Origin of the sequence: Stenotrophomonas sp. I18B00994 (assembly GCF_014145825.1) — a bacterium.
Classification (GTDB): Bacteria; Pseudomonadota; Gammaproteobacteria; order Xanthomonadales; family Xanthomonadaceae; genus Stenotrophomonas; species Stenotrophomonas maltophilia.
This window is the reverse complement of sequence record NZ_JACIUW010000005.1, coordinates 63,307-79,401: the sequence shown is the minus strand read 5'-3', so window position 1 is coordinate 79,401 and position 16,095 is coordinate 63,307. Positions and strand designations below refer to the sequence as shown.

Here is a 16,095-nt window from a genome sequence, read left to right as displayed (position 1 = left end):
CAGCGAAAAGGACGGCATTCCAATGTCCAAGGGTTCAGATCTGCTTGTCGCCGCACTTGAGAACGAAGGCGTCGAGCGCATTTTCGGCATTCCCGGCGAAGAAAATCTCGACGTGGTCGAGTCGCTGCGTCATTCCAGCATCGAGCTGGTCATCACCCGCCACGAGCAGGCGGCGGTGTTCATGGCGGCCACCTATGGCCGCCTGACCGGCAAGCCGGGCGTGTGCCTGGCCACGCTCGGCCCCGGCGCGCTGAATTTCACCACCGGCGCCGCGTATGCGCTGCTTGGCGCATGGCCGGTCATCATGATCACCGGGCAGAAGGGCATCGTCGCCAGCAAGCAGGCGCGCTTCCAGATCGTCGACATCGTCAGCACGATGAAGCCGCTGACCAAGCTGGCGCGTCAGATCGTCTCGGCGCGCACCATCCCGACCATCGTCCGCGAGGCGTTCCGTGTCGCCCAGGAAGAGCGCCCGGGCCCGGTGCTGCTGGAGCTGCCCGAAGATATCGCCGCCGATGAGGTCGAGGGCGTGGCGCTGATTCCGCCGCACGCGGTGGATCGTCCCATTGCCAGTCCGGAGGCGCTGGATCGGGCGGCGGAGATCATCCGCAACGCCAAGCGCCCCCTGCTGATGATCGCCTCGGCGGCGTCGCGGCCGCAGTCCAGCGAAGCGCTGTCGGCGTTCGTGTTGCGCGCCGGCATTCCGTTCTTCACCACGCAGATGGGCAAGGGCGCGGTGGCCGGTGGTTCGGGCCTGTACATGGGCACCGCGGCGCTGACCGAGCGCGATTACGTGCACATGGCGATCGACCAGGCCGACGTGATCGTGACCATCGGCCACGAGGTCACCGAGAAGCCGCCGTTCGTGATGCGCCCGGGTGGGCCGACCGTGATCCATATCGGCTACTCGCAGGCGGCCGTGGAGCAGGTGTACTTCCCCCAGGTGGAAGTGATCGGTGACATCGGTCGTTCGCTGACCCAGTTGGCCGATCGTATCGAAGGCGCGGTGCCGAACGCTGACGCGCTGCTGCCGCTGCGCGCGACCATTCTGGAACATCTGGCTGACCGAGCCGAGGAGGCTGGATTCACGCCTCAGCGGCTGGTGCACGACGTGCGCCAGGTGATGCCGCCGGACGGCATCGTGGCGCTGGACAACGGCATGTACAAGATCTGGTTCGCGCGCAATTACCGCACCCAGGTGGCCAATACGCTGCTGCTGGACAATGCGTTGGCGACCATGGGCGCGGGCCTGCCGTCGGCGATCATGGCTTCGATCCTGTACCCGCAGCGGCGGGTGCTGGCGGTGTGCGGCGATGGCGGGTTCATGATGAACAGCCAGGAGCTGGAGACCGCGCGTCGGCTGGGCCTGAACCTGGTGGTGCTGATCCTCAACGACGGCGCCTACGGCATGATCCGCTGGAAGCAGGCGGTAGATGGCTTCACCGACTACGGCATGACCTTCAGCAACCCGGATTTCGTGAAGTACGCGGAAGCCTACGGCTGCAAGGGCCACGAGGTGCCCGCCATCGAGCAGTTCATCCCGACGCTGGAGGCGGCCTTCAACGAGGGCGGGGTGCACCTGGTGTCGGTGCCGGTGGACTATTCGGAGAACCAGCGGGTGCTGGTGGACGAGCTGCGGCAGGCGTTCCCTGGGAACGGTTGACGCCGGGACGAGCGCCAACCAAGGTTGGCGACTACCGGGGCGTCGTTCCCCGGAATCCGGTAGGTGTCGACCTTGGTCGACACACGGACCGCCAACCAAGGTTGGCGGCCATCTGGGCGGGCCCGGCCCAAGGCCGGGGCAGGGCGGTTTTGGTATGCTGGGCAACCGGCTGTGCCGGGTGCAACATCCCCCCTCACTACACGATTCCCGCAGATCCATGAGCGAAGCTACCGATACCCCCCCCGTTGACGAAAACAAGTTGATCGCCGAGCGCCGCGAGAAACTCAAAACGCTGCGTGGGCAGGGCATCGCGTACCCGAACGACTTCCGTCGCGAGGACTTCGCCGGCCGCCTGCAGGAAGAATTCGCCGATGCCGAGACCTGGACCGCCGAGGCGCTGGAAGGCAACGGCCGCCAGGTGAAGATGGCCGGCCGCCTGATGGCCAAGCGCATCATGGGCAAGGCCAGCTTCGCGCAGATCCAGGACGAGTCCGGCCGCATCCAGCTGTTCCTGCAGGGCGCGGTGCTGGGCGATGCCTACACGGCCTTCAAGGGCTGGGACGTGGGCGACATCATCGCCGTCGAAGGCGGCCTGACCCGTACCAAGACCGGCGAACTGTCGGTCAAGGCCGAGTCGATCCGCCTGCTGACCAAGTCGCTGCGCCCGCTGCCGGACAAGTGGCACGGCCTGGCCGACGTCGAGCAGCGCTACCGCCAGCGTTACGTCGATCTGATCGTGACCCCGGAATCGCGCGCAGTGTTCATCAAGCGCTCGAAGATCATCCGCGCCATGCGCGCGTGGCTGGACAACCGCGACTTCCTGGAAGTCGAGACGCCGATGATGCATTACATCCCCGGCGGCGCGGCGGCCAAGCCGTTCACCACCCATCACAACGCGCTGGACCTGGACCTGTACCTGCGCGTGGCGCCGGAGCTGTACCTCAAGCGCCTGACCGTGGGTGGCCTGGAGCGTGTGTACGAGATCAACCGCAACTTCCGCAATGAAGGCGTCAGCACCCGCCACAATCCGGAATTCACCATGATGGAACTGTACGAGGCCTATGCCACGTACAACGAAATCATGGACCTGACCGAGGGTGTGATCCGTGATGTGGCCAAGGCCGTGAACGGTGGCACCGAAGTGGAATGGGACGGCGCGAAGATCGACCTGGGCCCGGCGTTCCGCCGCTGGCGCATGGATGAGGCAGTGCGCCACCACAACCCGGAAATCTCGGCCGCTGATTGCACTGACCGCGATGCGCTGCTGCGCCATTGCGAGCGCTTGAACATCCGCGTCAAGCCGTCCTACGGCTGGGGCAAGCTGTTGCTGGAGATCTTCGAGGCCACGGTCGAGCACACCCTGATCCAGCCGACCTTCATCACCGACCATCCGGTCGAGGTCTCGCCGCTGGCCCGTGCCAATGACAACGACCCGGGCTACACGGATCGCTTCGAGCTGTTCGTCAACGGCAAGGAGCTGGCCAACGGCTTCTCCGAACTGAACGACCCGGAAGACCAGGCCCAGCGTTTCCAGGCCCAGGTGGCCGCGAAGGAAGGCGGCGACGACGAGGCGATGCATTACGACGCCGACTACATCCGTGCGCTGGAGTACGGCATGGCCCCGACCGGCGGCCTCGGCATCGGCGTTGATCGCCTGGTGATGCTTCTGACCGGCAGCAGCTCGATCCGTGACGTGCTGCTGTTCCCGTACATGCGTCCGGAGCAGTAAGTCGTCTTTTTGACTCCCGTTTGTGCGCGCCGTCCCGAAATGAGACGGCGCGATTGACGCCTCCCGCGCTCGGCGTATCGTTAATGCACTACCTTGACGTCTGTTATGGCTTGATCGGCGCCAGGGGGAGTGCGCATTGTGGAGAGTCCGCTTCACAATGTGATGACGATCATGAACCGGGACGCATGACACGGGAGTCGGGCCGATGCAGGGTGCGAGCGTTCGCAGCAGCAGGGTATCCTCGCCTGCTGATGATCCAGCATGGTCGAGAAACCAGGCGGAGTACGCGTTGAACATCGTCATTGTTGACGACCAGACGTCCGCGCGGACGATGCTGCGTCACGTCATCGAAGACATCGCGCCGGAACTGAGCGTGTATGACTTCGGTGATCCGCTGACCGCATTGGCCTGGTGCGAGGCGCACCCGGTCGACCTGCTGCTGCTCGATTACCGCATGCCGGAGATGGACGGGCTGGAGTTCGCCCGTCGATTCCGGCGCCTGCCCAAGCACCGCGATATCCCGGTGATCCTGATCACCGTGGTCGGCGACGAGCCGATCCGCCAGGCGGCGCTGGAAGCGGGGGTCATCGACTTCCTGGTCAAGCCGATCCGCCCGCGCGAACTGCGCGCGCGCTGCTACAACCTGCTGCAGCTGCGCCAGCAGACCGAGAACGTGAAGCAGCGGGCGTTGTCGCTGGAGCAGCGCCTGCTGGCCAGCATGCACGAGGTCGAGGAACGCGAACGCGAGACCCTGTCGCGATTGGCGCGGGCGATCGAGTTCCGTGATGCCGGCACCAGTGCCTATCTCGAACGCATGGCGCGCGTTGCGGGGCTGATCGCCGAGCAGCTTGGCCTGCCCGAAGACGACGTGCGCCTGATCGAGATGGCGGCACCGCTGCATGACATGGGCAAGATCGCCATTCCCGACGCGGTGCTGCTCAAGCAGGGCAAGCTCAATGACGAGGAGCTGGCGATCATGCGCCGGCACCCACGCATCGGCCACGAGCTGCTCAGTGGCAGCCAGAACCGTTTCATCCAGGTGGGCGCGCTCATCGCGCTGCGCCATCACGAGCGCTATGACGGCAGCGGCTATCCCGACGGCCTGGTCGGCGAAGCGATCCCGCTGGAAGCGCGGATCGTTGCTGTCGCCGACGTCTTCGATGCGCTGATCTCGCCCCGTCCGTACAAGGAAGCATGGACCATGGAAGCCACTCTGGCTTATCTGTACGCCCAGCGTGGGCGACTGTTCGATCCGCGTTGCGTGGATGCGCTGATGCGCGGCCACCAGCAGTTGATGGATATCTGCGCCCAGCACTCGACGGCATCGACGCGACCGGGTGGGTGACATGCAGGACCTGTTCGCACGCGTGAGGCGTCGGCTGGCGCAGCGTCCGGATTCGGAACATGGCCAGGCGATCGTGCGGGTGGTGCTGATCTCGCTGATCCTGGTCTATGTTCTGTTGTCCGGCGCCCGCCTGCACCGGCTGGATCAGTACCAGGGCGCGCTGGCAACGGCGTTGACCGGGCTGGGCCTGTCGCTGCTGTTGTTCGGCTGGCTGCTGTGGAAGCCGCAGCGCTCGGACCCGCGGCGGGTGGCCGGGATGCTGGCCGATTACGGCCTGATCGCGATCGGCATGATCCAGATGGGTGAGCCGCTGGCGTGGGTGTATGCGGTGGTGATGTGGGTCACGGTGGGCAACGGCCTGCGCTTCGGGCCGCGTTACCTGACCGCTGTCATCGTGCTGGCGATGATCAGTTTCGGCACTACCGTGCTGTTGACTCCCTATTGGCAGGCCAACCTGGGGCTGGCCATTTCCCTGTGGTTGGGGTTGCTGGCAGTACCGTTGTGCTGCTCCTCCCTGCTGCGCCGAAGGATGCGACATCCAACCATGGATACGATTCCCGCCGCTGGATCCGACAAGCGCTCGCTGTTGGCCCGCTTCAAGCAGCGCCTGTCCGGGCGCGAGGACAGCGAGCACGCGCAGAACCTGATCCGCATCATCATCACGGCACTGTTCATCAGCTATCTCGGCTGGCGCTCGCTGAGCGGCGGCGGTGAGGCGCTGACGGCGACGTGGCTGATCCTCGCCTTCGAGCTGACCATTTCCGCCGGCCTGCTGACCGCGATCCTGGTCAATCCGGGCGTGTCGCATGTGCGCCGGGTGATCGGCATGCTGACCGATTACACCTGCATGGCCTGGATCATGACCATCCAGGGCGAGCCGGCCGCACCGCTGTATGCGGTGATGCTGTGGGTGACGATCGGCAACGGCATGCGCTACGGCAGCACCTACCTGCGCGTGGCCACGGCCATGGGCTGCCTGGCCTTCCTGTGCACGGTGATGCTGTCGCCGTACTGGCGCGGCCACGATTATCTGGGCTGGGGCCTGTTGCTGGGCCTGGGTGCGATTCCGCTGTACTTCGATTCGCTGCTGCATGCCTTGACCCGGGCGGTGGCCGAGGCGCGCCAGGCCAACGAAGCCAAGAGCCGCTTCCTGGCCAACATGAGCCATGAGTTCCGCACGCCGTTGAACGGGCTGGCCGGCATGACCGAAGTGCTGGCCACCACCCGCCTGGACGACGAACAGCGCGAGTGCCTGAACACCATCCAGGCCTCGACCCGCAGCCTGCTGGCGCTGGTGGAAGAGGTGCTGGACATCTCCGCGATCGAAGCTGGCAAGGTGCGCGTGGAGTGGCACGAGTTCGCGCTGGCCGACGTGCTGCAGGCGATCAACCTGATCCTGACCCCGCAGACCCGCTCCAAATCGCTGGATTATCGCGTGCAGGTGGACGACAACGTGCCGCCGCGCCTGCTCGGGGATGCCGGGCATCTGCAGCAGATCCTGCTGAACCTGATGGGCAACGCGGTCAAGTTCACCGACAGTGGCTACGTGCACCTGCGCGTGTCCAGCCCCGATGCGCTGGGCAGCGAGCGGATGCGCCTGCGATTCGAGATCGTCGATACCGGCATCGGCGTGCCGGTGGCGTTGCGCGGACGCCTGTTCAATGCGTTCGAGCAGGGCGATGTCGGCCTGGCCCGTCGCCATGAAGGCACCGGTCTGGGCACCGCCATTGCCAAGGGCCTGGTCGAGTCGATGGGCGGGCAGGTCGGCTATGCGCCGAACAGCCCGCGCGGCAGCGTGTTCTGGGTCGAGATCACGCTGGACGTCGCAGACACCTCATCAGCCCCGGCGGTTCCGTCCGAGGTGGCTGAAGCCGGCAATGTCATCGCGTTTTCCAATCCCTTCCTGCGCCATCGCGCACGGGTGCGGAGCCTGCGGGTTCTGGTCGCCGACGACCACGAGGCCAACCGCATGGTGCTGCAGCGGCTGCTGGAGAAGGCCGGCCACAAGGTCACCTGCGTCAACGGCGGCGCCGAAGTGCTCGATGCGTTGGAGCAGGCCAGTTACGACGCAGCGATCGTCGACCTGCACATGCCCGGCATGAGCGGACTGGATCTGCTCAAGCAGTTGCGGGTGATGCAGGCCAGCGGCATGCCTTACGTTCCGGTCATGGTGCTGAGCGCAGACGTCACCCCCGAGTCCATCCTGCGTTGCGAGCAGGCCGGCGCCCGCGCCTTCCTTGCCAAGCCCGTGGTGGCCACCCGCCTGCTGGAAGTGCTGGCCGATGTCGCCGCCAACACCCGCGCCGAGCCCGGCATCCAGTCGGTGCCTGCATTGCCGGTCGGCGATGGCGTGCTCGATACCGCGGTGCTGGACGAGCTGGCGTCGCTGGGCATGGGCGATGGCTTCGAACGCAAGTTCATCGACCAGTGCCTGGCGGACGTCGACGCGAGCATGGGCCAGCTCCAGGGCTGCGGCGAGCGCCAGGCCTGGGAGGATTTCCGCGAGCACGCCCACGCGCTGCGCGGCGTGGCAAGCAACCTGGGGCTTGTCCAGGTTGCCGCCTCCAGTGGCGAAATCATGCGCATGGCGGACTGGCAGCTGAAGGGTGAATGGAGCTCCCGCCTCGGCAACCTGGCGACCGCTCTGCGCAACGGCAGGAATGCGTTGGCTGCCCGAAGTGCGGGGGCACCGCACCGCGACGACAGCGAGCGCAGCCCGTCCTGACCCGCCAGACGATCAGGCCGGGTCGCCATTGCGCCGGGCCTGCGCCCGTACCAGCCGATCCATGGTGCGCAGGGACTTCTCGCCGAGCTGCATCGCAGTGTCTACCCAGATCTCGGTGATCCGCATCATTTCATGCAGCGGCACCATGGTGGCGATCTCGTTGACCTCACGCATCGCCGCCCAGGCGTGTGGGATGCGTCGGCTTTCCTTGATCACCTGTTCGACTGCGGCAACACCTTCGCCCACCGGCACCACGATGTCGACCAGGCCCATTTCCTTCAGCTGGCTGGCGGTGTAGAGGTTGCCTTCCAGCATGATCTTCTCCGCCAGCCGCGGACTGATCCGCTGGCACAGGAAGGAGTAGGCACCCATGCCGGGGAACAGGTCGAACAGCACCTCCGGCAGGCCCATCAACACGCCTTCCTCGGCGACGATGGTGTGGCAGCTCAGTGCGGCCTCGAAGCCGCCCCCCAGTGCGTTTCCCTGGACCAGGGCGATGCTGTGGGCACGGGTGCCCAGGCCAGCATGGAAGGCATGCACGCCGCGCACGCAGCGCTGGGCATAGTCGAGCAGGCGGGCACGGTCGCCTTCGCGGATCAGGCGGCAGAACAGTTCGAGATCGCCGCCCAGGTTGAACACGTCGCTGTCCGAGGCAAGTACGACATGGGGTGACAGAGCGTGCGAGGCGCTGAGGCGATCGCCCAGTTCGCGCTGGTAGTCGACGATGTCATCGACCAGGCGCGAGGCGAAGCACGGCCGGCCTGGCTGGTTGACCAGGTTGGCGTGCATATGGATCCAGTAAACATCCCGCTCGGGTTCTTCGGTGATACGCAGGGTAGGGTGCTGCGAGGGGCGGGTAATGATGGGGCGTACTGCAGACATGGGAGTTCTCCGTATGACCGTCCGGCCAACCGCAGAGCGGACGGAGAGGAGTGAGGGGGCGAGCTGAACATGCGGCGGCGACTGATTCTATGCACCCGTCGTGAACCGCCCGCAAGCGCCGGGCCGGCCATGTTCCGGCAATAAAAAGACCCCGCCGTCTCCGGCGGGGTCCCCTGTACTGTCGTGTTGCCCGGAAACCCTTACTGGGCGGGCGTATCACGCAGCTCGCGACGGAGAATCTTGCCGACGTTGGTCTTCGGCAGCTCCTTTCGGAATTCTACGATTCTGGGGTGCTTGTAACCGGTCAGGTTGGCCCGGGCATGTTCCTTGACCATTTCCGCGGTCAGGTTCGGGTCCTTCTTCACGATCACGACCTTCACGACCTCGCCGGACTTCTCGTCCGGGACACCGACCGCAGCCACTTCCAACACGCCGGGCATCATCGCGATGACGTCCTCGACCTCGTTCGGGTACACGTTGAAGCCGGACACCAGGATCATGTCCTTCTTGCGGTCGACGATGTAGAAGAAGCCCTGTTCGTCCATCTTCGCCATGTCGCCGGTGTGCAGCCAGCCGTCGGCGTCGATGGCTGTGGCGGTTTCCTCCGGGCGCTGCCAGTAGCCCTTCATCACCTGCGGGCCCTTGATGCACAGCTCGCCCACTTCGCCCAGCGCCAGGATGTTGCCGTTGTCGTCCTTGATGCACGCATCGGTGGACGGGATCGGCAGGCCGATGGCGCCGTTGTACTCGGGCAGGGTGAGCGGGTTGATGCAGGCCGCCGGCGAGGTCTCGGTCAGGCCATAGGCTTCGACCAGGGTCACCCCGGTAACCTTCTTCCAGCGTTCGGCCACGGCACGTTGTACCGCCATGCCGCCGCCGAGGGTGAACTTGACCGAAGAGAAGTCGATCTCGTCGAAGCCGGGCGTGTTGAGCAGGCCGTTGAACAGCGTGTTGACGCCGGTGATGGCGGTGAAACGGGTGCCCTTGAGCTCCTTGACGAAGCCCTTCATGTCGCGCGGGTTGGTGATCAGGTGGTTGCAGCCACCGAACTTCATGAAGACCAGGCCGTTCGCGGTCAACGCGAAGATGTGGTACAGCGGCAAGGCAGTGATGATCACTTCCTTGCCCGGCTCGATGCCCGAGGTGGACAGCCACGCCGACGCCTGCTGCATGTTGGCAATCAGGTTGCGGTTGGTCAGCATCGCGCCCTTGGCCACGCCGGTGGTACCGCCGGTGTACTGCAGGAAAGCGATGTCGTCGTGGTCGATCTCGACCTTCGGAAGCGCGTGGCGGCTGCCCAGCTTGAGCGCCTGCCTGAAGCGGACGGCGCCCTTGATGTGGTAGTTGGGCACCATCTTCTTGACGTACTTCAGCACGAAGTTGACGATCGCGCCCTTGGCGCCGAGCAGGTCGCCCAGGCCGGTGGTGACCACGTGCTTGACCGGCGTATCGGCGATGACCTGTTCGACGGTGTCGCCGAAGTTGTCGACCACCACCAGCGCACTGACGCCCGCGTCGACCAGCTGGTGCTTGAGTTCGCGCGCGGTGTACAGCGGGTTGACGTTGACCACGGTCAGTCCGGCGCGCAACACGCCGAAGGTGGCCACCGGGTACTGCAGGCAGTTGGGCATCATCAGGGCGACGCGGTCACCCTTCTTGAGCTTGAGCTCACCCAGCAGGTAGGCGGCGAACTGGGTGACCAGCGCATCGGTCTCACCGTAGGTGAGCACTTTGCCGAAGCTGGAGTAGGCCGGACGGTCGCGGAATTTCGCGACGGAAGCGTCGAAGACCGAAGCTACCGAATGGAACTCGTTGATGTCGATTTCGGCGGGAACGCCTTTCGGATAGCTCTGCAGCCAGGGACGATCCAGACTCATATTCCCCCTCCAGGAATCGTGATGTATTAGGTTCCGGCCCTGAGCGTAGCGACAATGGCCGTTCATTGCAGCATACCCCGCCGTAGGGAAAACGCGAAGAGGCCCCGAAGGGCCTCTTTGCTTGGTCGTGCCGGCCGCTGGCCGGCATCTGCGCTCGATCGGGATTCCGGTGGATGCCGGCCAGCGGCCGGCACGACCGTGTCGCCAAGCGGGGCGCTTGCGTCAGTCCTGCTTGCGCACCGGTGCACCGTTGGCCTTGTAGTACGGCGCGGTGCTGCGGGCCAGCGGGGTGCGGCCGCGGATCACGTCGGCCAGCTTCTCGGCCATCATGATGGTCGGCGCGTTGAGGTTGCCGGTCACCACCTGCGGCATGATCGAGGCATCGACGATGCGCAGGCCTTCCAGCCCGTGCACGCGGCCCTGGCCGTCGACCACCGCCATCGGGTCATCGGCGTGGCCCATCTTGTTCGAGCACGACGGGTGGTAGGCGGTCTCGGCATGTTCGCGGACGAACGCATCGATCTGCGCATCGGTCTGCAGCGCGCTGCCCGGGGAAATCTCGCGGCCGCTGTACGGTGCCAGCGCCGGCTGCGCGAAGATCTCGCGGGTGATGCGGATCGCCGCGCGGAACTCGCGCCAGTCCTGCTCATGCGACATGTAGTTGAAGAGGATGCTCGGATGTTCGCGCGGATCCTTCGAACGCACGTGGATGCGGCCGCGGCTGGGCGAGCGCATCGAACCGACGTGCATCTGGAAGCTGTGCGCCTTGATCGGGTTGGAGCCGTTGTAATTGATCGCCACCGGCAGGAAGTGGTACTGCAGGTTCGGCCAGTCGAATTCGGCGTCGCTGCGGATGAAGCCGCCGGCCTCGAACTGGTTGCTGGCGCCGATGCCGGTGCCCAGGAACAGCCACTCGGCGCCGATGGCCGGCTGGTTGTACAGCTTCAGTGCCGGTGCCAGCGAGACCGGCTTCTTGCACTCGTACTGCAGGTACATCTCCAGGTGGTCCTGCAGGTTGGCGCCGACGCCCGGCAGGTGGTGCACCAGGTCGATGTCCAGGCTGCGCAGCAGGTCGGCCGGGCCGACGCCCGAACGCTGCAGGATCTGCGGCGAGGCGATGGCGCCGCCACACAGCAGTACTTCGCGGCGCGCGGTGGCACGCTGCGGCTGGTCGTTGCGCAGCCACTGCACGCCCACCGCACGCTTGCCCGAGAACAGGATGCGGTCGGTAAGCGCGTGGGTGACGATGGTCAGGTTCGGGCGCGGCTTGGCCAGGTCCAGGTAACCACGGGCGGTGCTGGAGCGACGGCCCTTCGGGGTCACCGTGCGGTCCATCGGGCCGAAGCCTTCCTGCTGGTAGCCGTTGAGGTCGTCGGTGCGCGGGTAGCCGGCCTGTACGCCGGCTTCGACCATCGCAGCGAACAGCTCGTTGTTACCGGCCTTCGGCGTGGTCACGCGCAGCGGGCCGTCGCCACCGTGGTAGTCATTGGGGCCGATGTCACGGGTTTCCGCCTTGCGGAAGTATGGCAGGCAGTCCAGGTAGGTCCAGTCTTCCAGGCCCGGCATGCTGGCCCAGTTGTCGTAATCCATCGCGTTGCCGCGGATGTAGCACATGCCGTTGATCAGCGACGAGCCGCCCAGGCCCTTGCCGCGGCCGCAGTCCATGCGGCGGTTGTTCATGAAGGGCTCGGGATCGGTCTTGTACGCCCAGTTGTAGCGCTTGCCCTGCAGCGGGAAGGCCAGTGCCGCCGGCATCTGGGTACGGAAGTCGAGCCGGTAGTCCGGGCCACCGGCTTCCAGCAGCAGCACGCTGACATCGGCATCTTCGGTGAGGCGGGTAGCCAGCACGTTGCCGGCCGAACCGGCGCCGATGATGATGTAGTCGTACTCGTTGTGGGTGCTCATGGGTGTCTCCTGCAGGCCGGGGCGCGCTGCGTGCAGGCGTCCCGGCGGAATGTCGGATCGGCGCGGTGGCCGGACGAGGGTGCGCGCTCGGGGCGCGCCGGTCAGAACACGCTGGCGTAGTCGCCCAGTTCCACCTGCACCGACTTGATGCGGGTGTAGTGGCCGAGGGTGGAAATGCCGTTCTCGCGGCCGACGCCGGATTCCTTGTAGCCACCGACCGGCATTTCGGCCGGAGACTCACCCCACGTATTGATCCAGCAGATGCCGGCTTCCAGGCGGTGGATGATGCGGTGGGCGCGGCTGATGTCCTTGCTGACCACGCCGGCGGCCAGACCGAAGGTGGTGTCGTTGGCGCGACGCACCACTTCGTCTTCGTCGTCGTAGGCGAGGATGCTCATGACCGGCCCGAAGATCTCTTCCTTGACGATGGTCATGTCATCGCGGCAGTCGGAGAACACGGTCGGCAGAACGTAGGCGCCATTGGCCAGCGCGCCTTCGGTGGCACGGCCACCGCCGGTCAGCAGGCGGGCGCCTTCGGCCTTGCCGCTTTCGATGTAGCGCAGCACGTTTTCCATGTGCGGGAAGCTGGTCAGCGGGCCGAAGTTGGTTTCGGCGGCCATCGGGTCGCCGATGCGGATGCGCTTGACGCGCTCGACAACGGCGGCCTCGAACGCGGCGAGCATGCTGCGCGGCACGAACACGCGGGTGCCGTTGGTGCAGACCTGGCCGGAGCTGAAGAAGTTGGCCATCACCGCGATGTCGGCGGCGCGGTCCAGGTCGGCGTCATCGCAGATCACCAGCGGCGACTTGCCGCCCAGCTCCATGGTCACTTCCTTCAGTGAGGAGGACGCGGCGCTGGCCATGACCTTCTTGCCGGTGGCGACGCCGCCGGTGAAGGAAATCTTCTCGATCACCGGGTGCTCGGTCAGCCACTGGCCGATCTCGCGGCCCGGGCCCTGCACGACGTTGAACACGCCAGCCGGCACGCCGGCTTCGGTGTAGATCTCGGCCAGCCGGATCGCGGTCAGCGGGGTCACTTCGGAGGGCTTGAACACCATCGCGTTGCCGGCAGCCAGCGCCGGGGCCGACTTCCACATGGCGATCTGGATCGGGTAGTTCCAGGCGCCGATGCCGGCGACCACGCCCAGCGGCTCGCGACGGGTGTAGAAGAAGCTCGATTCGCGCAGCGGCAGCTGGATGCCTTCGATGGCGGTGGCCAGGCCGGCGTAGTACTCGACCACGTCGGCGCCGGTGACGATGTCCACGGTGGTGGTTTCGGCCAGCGCCTTGCCGGTGTCCAGGGTTTCCAGGTGGGCCAGCTCGTCGTTGCGCTCACGCAGGATCTCAACGGCGCGGCGCAGGATGCGCGAGCGCTCCATCGCGGTCATCGCGGCCCACACCTTCTGGCCTTCGGACGCGCTCTGCACGGCACGCTCGACGTCGGCCTGGCTGGCAACCTGCACTTCGGCGATCACCTCACCGGTGGCCGGATTGACGGTCTTGAAGGTCTTGCCGCTGGTGGCATCGACGCGCTGGCCGTGGATGTAGAGCTGTTGGGCGGGCAGGGTGGTCATGGGGCGTACTCCTTGGAAGGGGGCGGGTGCTGGAGCGCTTATAGCGCGACAGCCTGCAACTGGAAGTCGATGTAGCCGTAAGCGATGCGCCGGGACTTCTCGGCGTTGAACTGGCCGCCGACCAGGCTGCCGCGCAGCCACAGGCCATCGATCATCGCGGCCAGCCCGCGGGCGGCCAGGCGGGCCTGCGGGTGGGGCAGCAGGCGGTTGAACTGGTGGCACAGGTTGGAGAACAGGCGCTGGTCGTTGGCGCGCTGCAGCCGGGCCAGTTCCGGCTGGTGCATGCTCGCGGCCCAGAAGGTGAGCCAGACGCGCATCGCGGTGCCGTTGATCTGGCTGTCGTCGAAGTTGCCGTCGACGATGGCGCGCAGCTGCTCGCGTGGGTCGTCGCTGGCGTCGGCGCGGTAGCGGGCGACCGCGTCCTTCAGCTCGCGCAGGATCTGCCGCATTGCAGCATTGAGCAGGCCGTCCTTGTCGCCGAAGTAGTGGGCGACGATGCCGCTGGACAGCCCTGCCTTCTTCGCGATGGTGGCGACGGTCGCATCGGCCATGCCGATCTCGTCGATGGTCTGGAAAGTGGCCCGGATCAGCTGTTCGCGCCGTACCGGTTCCACGCCTTTCTTCGGCATTGTCTCTCCACGGATTGCGACCCGAAGGATCGGGCTGCCCGCCATTATGCTTTTTATTGATTGAACGTTCAATCAATAAACCCTAGGATGCGCTCGCGCCCCACGCCATGGGCCCGGTTTACCGGTCCGGCCCCGCCCATGTGCTCCCTCGGACTTGATGAGACGACCCCATGTCTTCCCTGGCTCATCCCAAGCGTTCGCCCCTGCGCTTGAACCGTTTTGTCTTCTTCAGCTCCTCGGTGTCGATCGGCATCCTCGGGCTGCTCACCGTTCTCTATCCCGAAGGCAGCGAGCACTGGCTGCAATGGGCGCAGGCCGAGGTGTCGGCCGCGTTCGGCTGGTGGTACATGCTGCTGATCGTGCTGTGCCTGGGCTTCGTGCTGTGGCTGGCGTTCTCGCCGTATGGCCGCATCCGCCTGGGTCACAACGAGGAATCGCCGGCCTTCGGCTACGTCGCCTGGGTCTCGATGCTGTTCTCGGCCGGCATCGGCATCGCGCTGCTGTACTACGGCGCCTACGAGCCGCTGGACCACTTCCTGCATCCGCCCGGGCAACCCGGCGGCACCGTGGCCGCCGGCCGCGAGGCGATGGTGCTGACCTTCCTGCACTGGGGCCTGCACGGCTGGGCGCTGTATGCGCTGGTCGGCGTGGCACTGGGCTATTTCGCCTACCGCCGTGACCTGCCGCTGGCGCTGCGCTCGGCGCTGTACCCGATCTTCGGTGAGCGCATCCATGGTCGCATCGGCGACATGGTCGATGGCTTCGGCATCCTCGCCACGCTGATCTCGATGGTCACCAACCTCGGCATCGGCGCGCTGGTGGTGCAGTCCGGCCTGGTCTACCTGTTCCACATCCCGGATACGCCGCAGGTGCTGGTGGCGATCGTGCTGGTGATGATGGTGGTGGCCACCATCGGCGTGGTCGCCGGTGTGGAGAAGGGCATTGCCTGGTTGTCCAACCTCAACGTGCGCCTGCTGTGCGGCCTGCTGCTGTTCGTGCTGGTCACCGGCCCGACCCTGCACCTGTTCGATGGCCTGATCCAGAACACCGGCGATTACCTCGGTGCGTTCGTGCGCAAGAGTTTCGACATGTACCTCAACGACCCGAAGGGCCGTGAGTGGATGGGCTCGTGGACGCTGTTCTACTGGGCCTGGTGGATCGCCTGGGCGCCGTTCGTCGGCCTTTTCGTGGCACGCATCTCGCGTGGCCGCACCATCCGCGAAGTGATCATGGGCGTGCTACTGATCCCGCTCGGCTTCACCCTGGCGTGGCTGTCGATCTTCGGCAACACCGCCATCGACCTGGTGCTCAACCATGGCCAGGCGATCCTGGGTGACGTGGCCCAGCACGATGCGGCGATGACGCTGTTCAAGCTGCTGGAATACCTGCCCGCCGCGCCGTACGTGGCCGGTGCCGCGGTGGTGATCGGCTTCGTGCTGTTCCTGACCCCGGTCGATTCGGGCACGCTGATGATCGCCAACCTGTGTACCCGTCGCGTTGACGATGGCGTGGAAGACGGTCATGACGCGCCGATCTGGCTGCGCGTGTTCTGGGCCGTCGGCATCACCGTGGCCAGCGTCGGGCTGCTGCTGGCCGGCAATTTCAGCGCAATGCAGACGGCGGTGGTGCTGTGCGGCCTGCCATTCTCGTTCACCCTGGCGTTCTACATGTGGGGCCTGCTGAAGGCGCTGCGCACCGACCCGGACGCGCCGCGCCGCTGAGCGCGCACCTGGCGCCCATCCCGGTGCCGCCGGAGATGCGGTAGA

10 protein-coding genes are annotated in these 16,095 nt (G+C 65.9%); 5 read left to right on the top strand and 5 right to left on the bottom strand.

Annotated features, from left to right (window positions below; genetic code table 11):
- Nucleotides 1-22: 22 nt before the first annotated feature.
- The 4 genes from H4O10_RS07110 (at nt 23) to H4O10_RS07090 (ending at nt 7,462) form a co-directional block, all read left to right on the top strand.
- Entirely contained in the window at nt 23-1,663 is a 1,641-nt protein-coding gene (locus tag H4O10_RS07110; protein ID WP_076739005.1) for an acetolactate synthase large subunit, read from the top strand.
- Nucleotides 1,664-1,880: 217 nt separating this feature from the next.
- The gene (gene lysS, locus H4O10_RS07105; RefSeq protein ID WP_005409494.1) at nt 1,881-3,392 is read left to right on the top strand and encodes a lysine--tRNA ligase; all 1,512 of its coding nucleotides are present in this window, start codon (nt 1,881-1,883) and stop codon (nt 3,390-3,392) included.
- Between the two features lie 205 nt (nt 3,393-3,597).
- Nucleotides 3,598-4,737 carry a two-component system response regulator gene (locus tag H4O10_RS07100; RefSeq protein ID WP_005409495.1) on the top strand — a complete coding sequence of 380 codons (1,140 nt, stop codon included), beginning with the start codon at nt 3,598-3,600 and terminating at the stop codon, nt 4,735-4,737.
- Nucleotide 4,738: 1 nt separating this feature from the next.
- On the top strand, nt 4,739-7,462 hold the full coding sequence (locus H4O10_RS07090; RefSeq protein ID WP_083714068.1) for a response regulator: 2,724 nt from the start codon (nt 4,739-4,741) through the stop codon (nt 7,460-7,462).
- A gap of 12 nt (nt 7,463-7,474) precedes the next feature.
- Here H4O10_RS07090 and H4O10_RS07085 read toward each other — a convergent pair whose 3' ends face one another.
- From H4O10_RS07085 to betI, 5 genes are all read right to left on the bottom strand, one after another.
- Entirely contained in the window at nt 7,475-8,344 is an 870-nt protein-coding gene (locus H4O10_RS07085) for a crotonase/enoyl-CoA hydratase family protein (protein ID WP_012480080.1), read from the bottom strand.
- Nucleotides 8,345-8,544: 200 nt separating this feature from the next.
- On the bottom strand, nt 8,545-10,221 hold the full coding sequence (locus H4O10_RS07080) for a long-chain fatty acid--CoA ligase (protein WP_076739006.1): 1,677 nt from the start codon (nt 10,219-10,221) through the stop codon (nt 8,545-8,547).
- Nucleotides 10,222-10,443: 222 nt separating this feature from the next.
- A complete protein-coding gene (gene betA, locus H4O10_RS07075; protein ID WP_012480082.1) occupies nt 10,444-12,126 on the bottom strand; it encodes a choline dehydrogenase in 1,683 nt (560 codons plus the stop codon).
- A gap of 101 nt (nt 12,127-12,227) precedes the next feature.
- Entirely contained in the window at nt 12,228-13,700 is a 1,473-nt protein-coding gene (gene betB, locus H4O10_RS07070; protein ID WP_076739008.1) for a betaine-aldehyde dehydrogenase, read from the bottom strand.
- A 38-nt stretch (nt 13,701-13,738) separates the two neighbouring features.
- Nucleotides 13,739-14,329, bottom strand: a complete 591-nt coding sequence (betI, locus tag H4O10_RS07065; RefSeq protein ID WP_005409501.1) for a transcriptional regulator BetI — start codon at nt 14,327-14,329, stop codon at nt 13,739-13,741.
- 170 nt (nt 14,330-14,499) lie between these two features.
- Between betI and H4O10_RS07060 the strand changes: the two genes are divergently transcribed.
- Nucleotides 14,500-16,050, top strand: a complete 1,551-nt coding sequence (locus H4O10_RS07060) for a BCCT family transporter (RefSeq protein ID WP_005409502.1) — start codon at nt 14,500-14,502, stop codon at nt 16,048-16,050.
- Nucleotides 16,051-16,095 lie beyond the last annotated feature (45 nt).

What these genes read in the sequence shown, in the direction of transcription:
- H4O10_RS07110 (WP_076739005.1), top strand. Translation starts at nt 23, where the DNA reads ATGTCCAAGGGTTCAGATCTGCTTGTCGCCGCACTTGAGAACGAAGGC.
- H4O10_RS07060 (WP_005409502.1), top strand. Translation starts at nt 14,500, where the DNA reads ATGTCTTCCCTGGCTCATCCCAAGCGTTCGCCCCTGCGCTTGAACCGT.
- H4O10_RS07080 (WP_076739006.1), bottom strand. Translation starts at nt 10,221, where the DNA reads ATGAGTCTGGATCGTCCCTGGCTGCAGAGCTATCCGAAAGGCGTTCCC.
- H4O10_RS07100 (WP_005409495.1), top strand. Translation starts at nt 3,598, where the DNA reads ATGCAGGGTGCGAGCGTTCGCAGCAGCAGGGTATCCTCGCCTGCTGAT.
- H4O10_RS07085 (WP_012480080.1), bottom strand. Translation starts at nt 8,344, where the DNA reads ATGTCTGCAGTACGCCCCATCATTACCCGCCCCTCGCAGCACCCTACC.
- lysS (WP_005409494.1), top strand. Translation starts at nt 1,881, where the DNA reads ATGAGCGAAGCTACCGATACCCCCCCCGTTGACGAAAACAAGTTGATC.
- betB (WP_076739008.1), bottom strand. Translation starts at nt 13,700, where the DNA reads ATGACCACCCTGCCCGCCCAACAGCTCTACATCCACGGCCAGCGCGTC.
- H4O10_RS07090 (WP_083714068.1), top strand. Translation starts at nt 4,739, where the DNA reads ATGCAGGACCTGTTCGCACGCGTGAGGCGTCGGCTGGCGCAGCGTCCG.
- betA (WP_012480082.1), bottom strand. Translation starts at nt 12,126, where the DNA reads ATGAGCACCCACAACGAGTACGACTACATCATCATCGGCGCCGGTTCG.
- betI (WP_005409501.1), bottom strand. Translation starts at nt 14,329, where the DNA reads ATGCCGAAGAAAGGCGTGGAACCGGTACGGCGCGAACAGCTGATCCGG.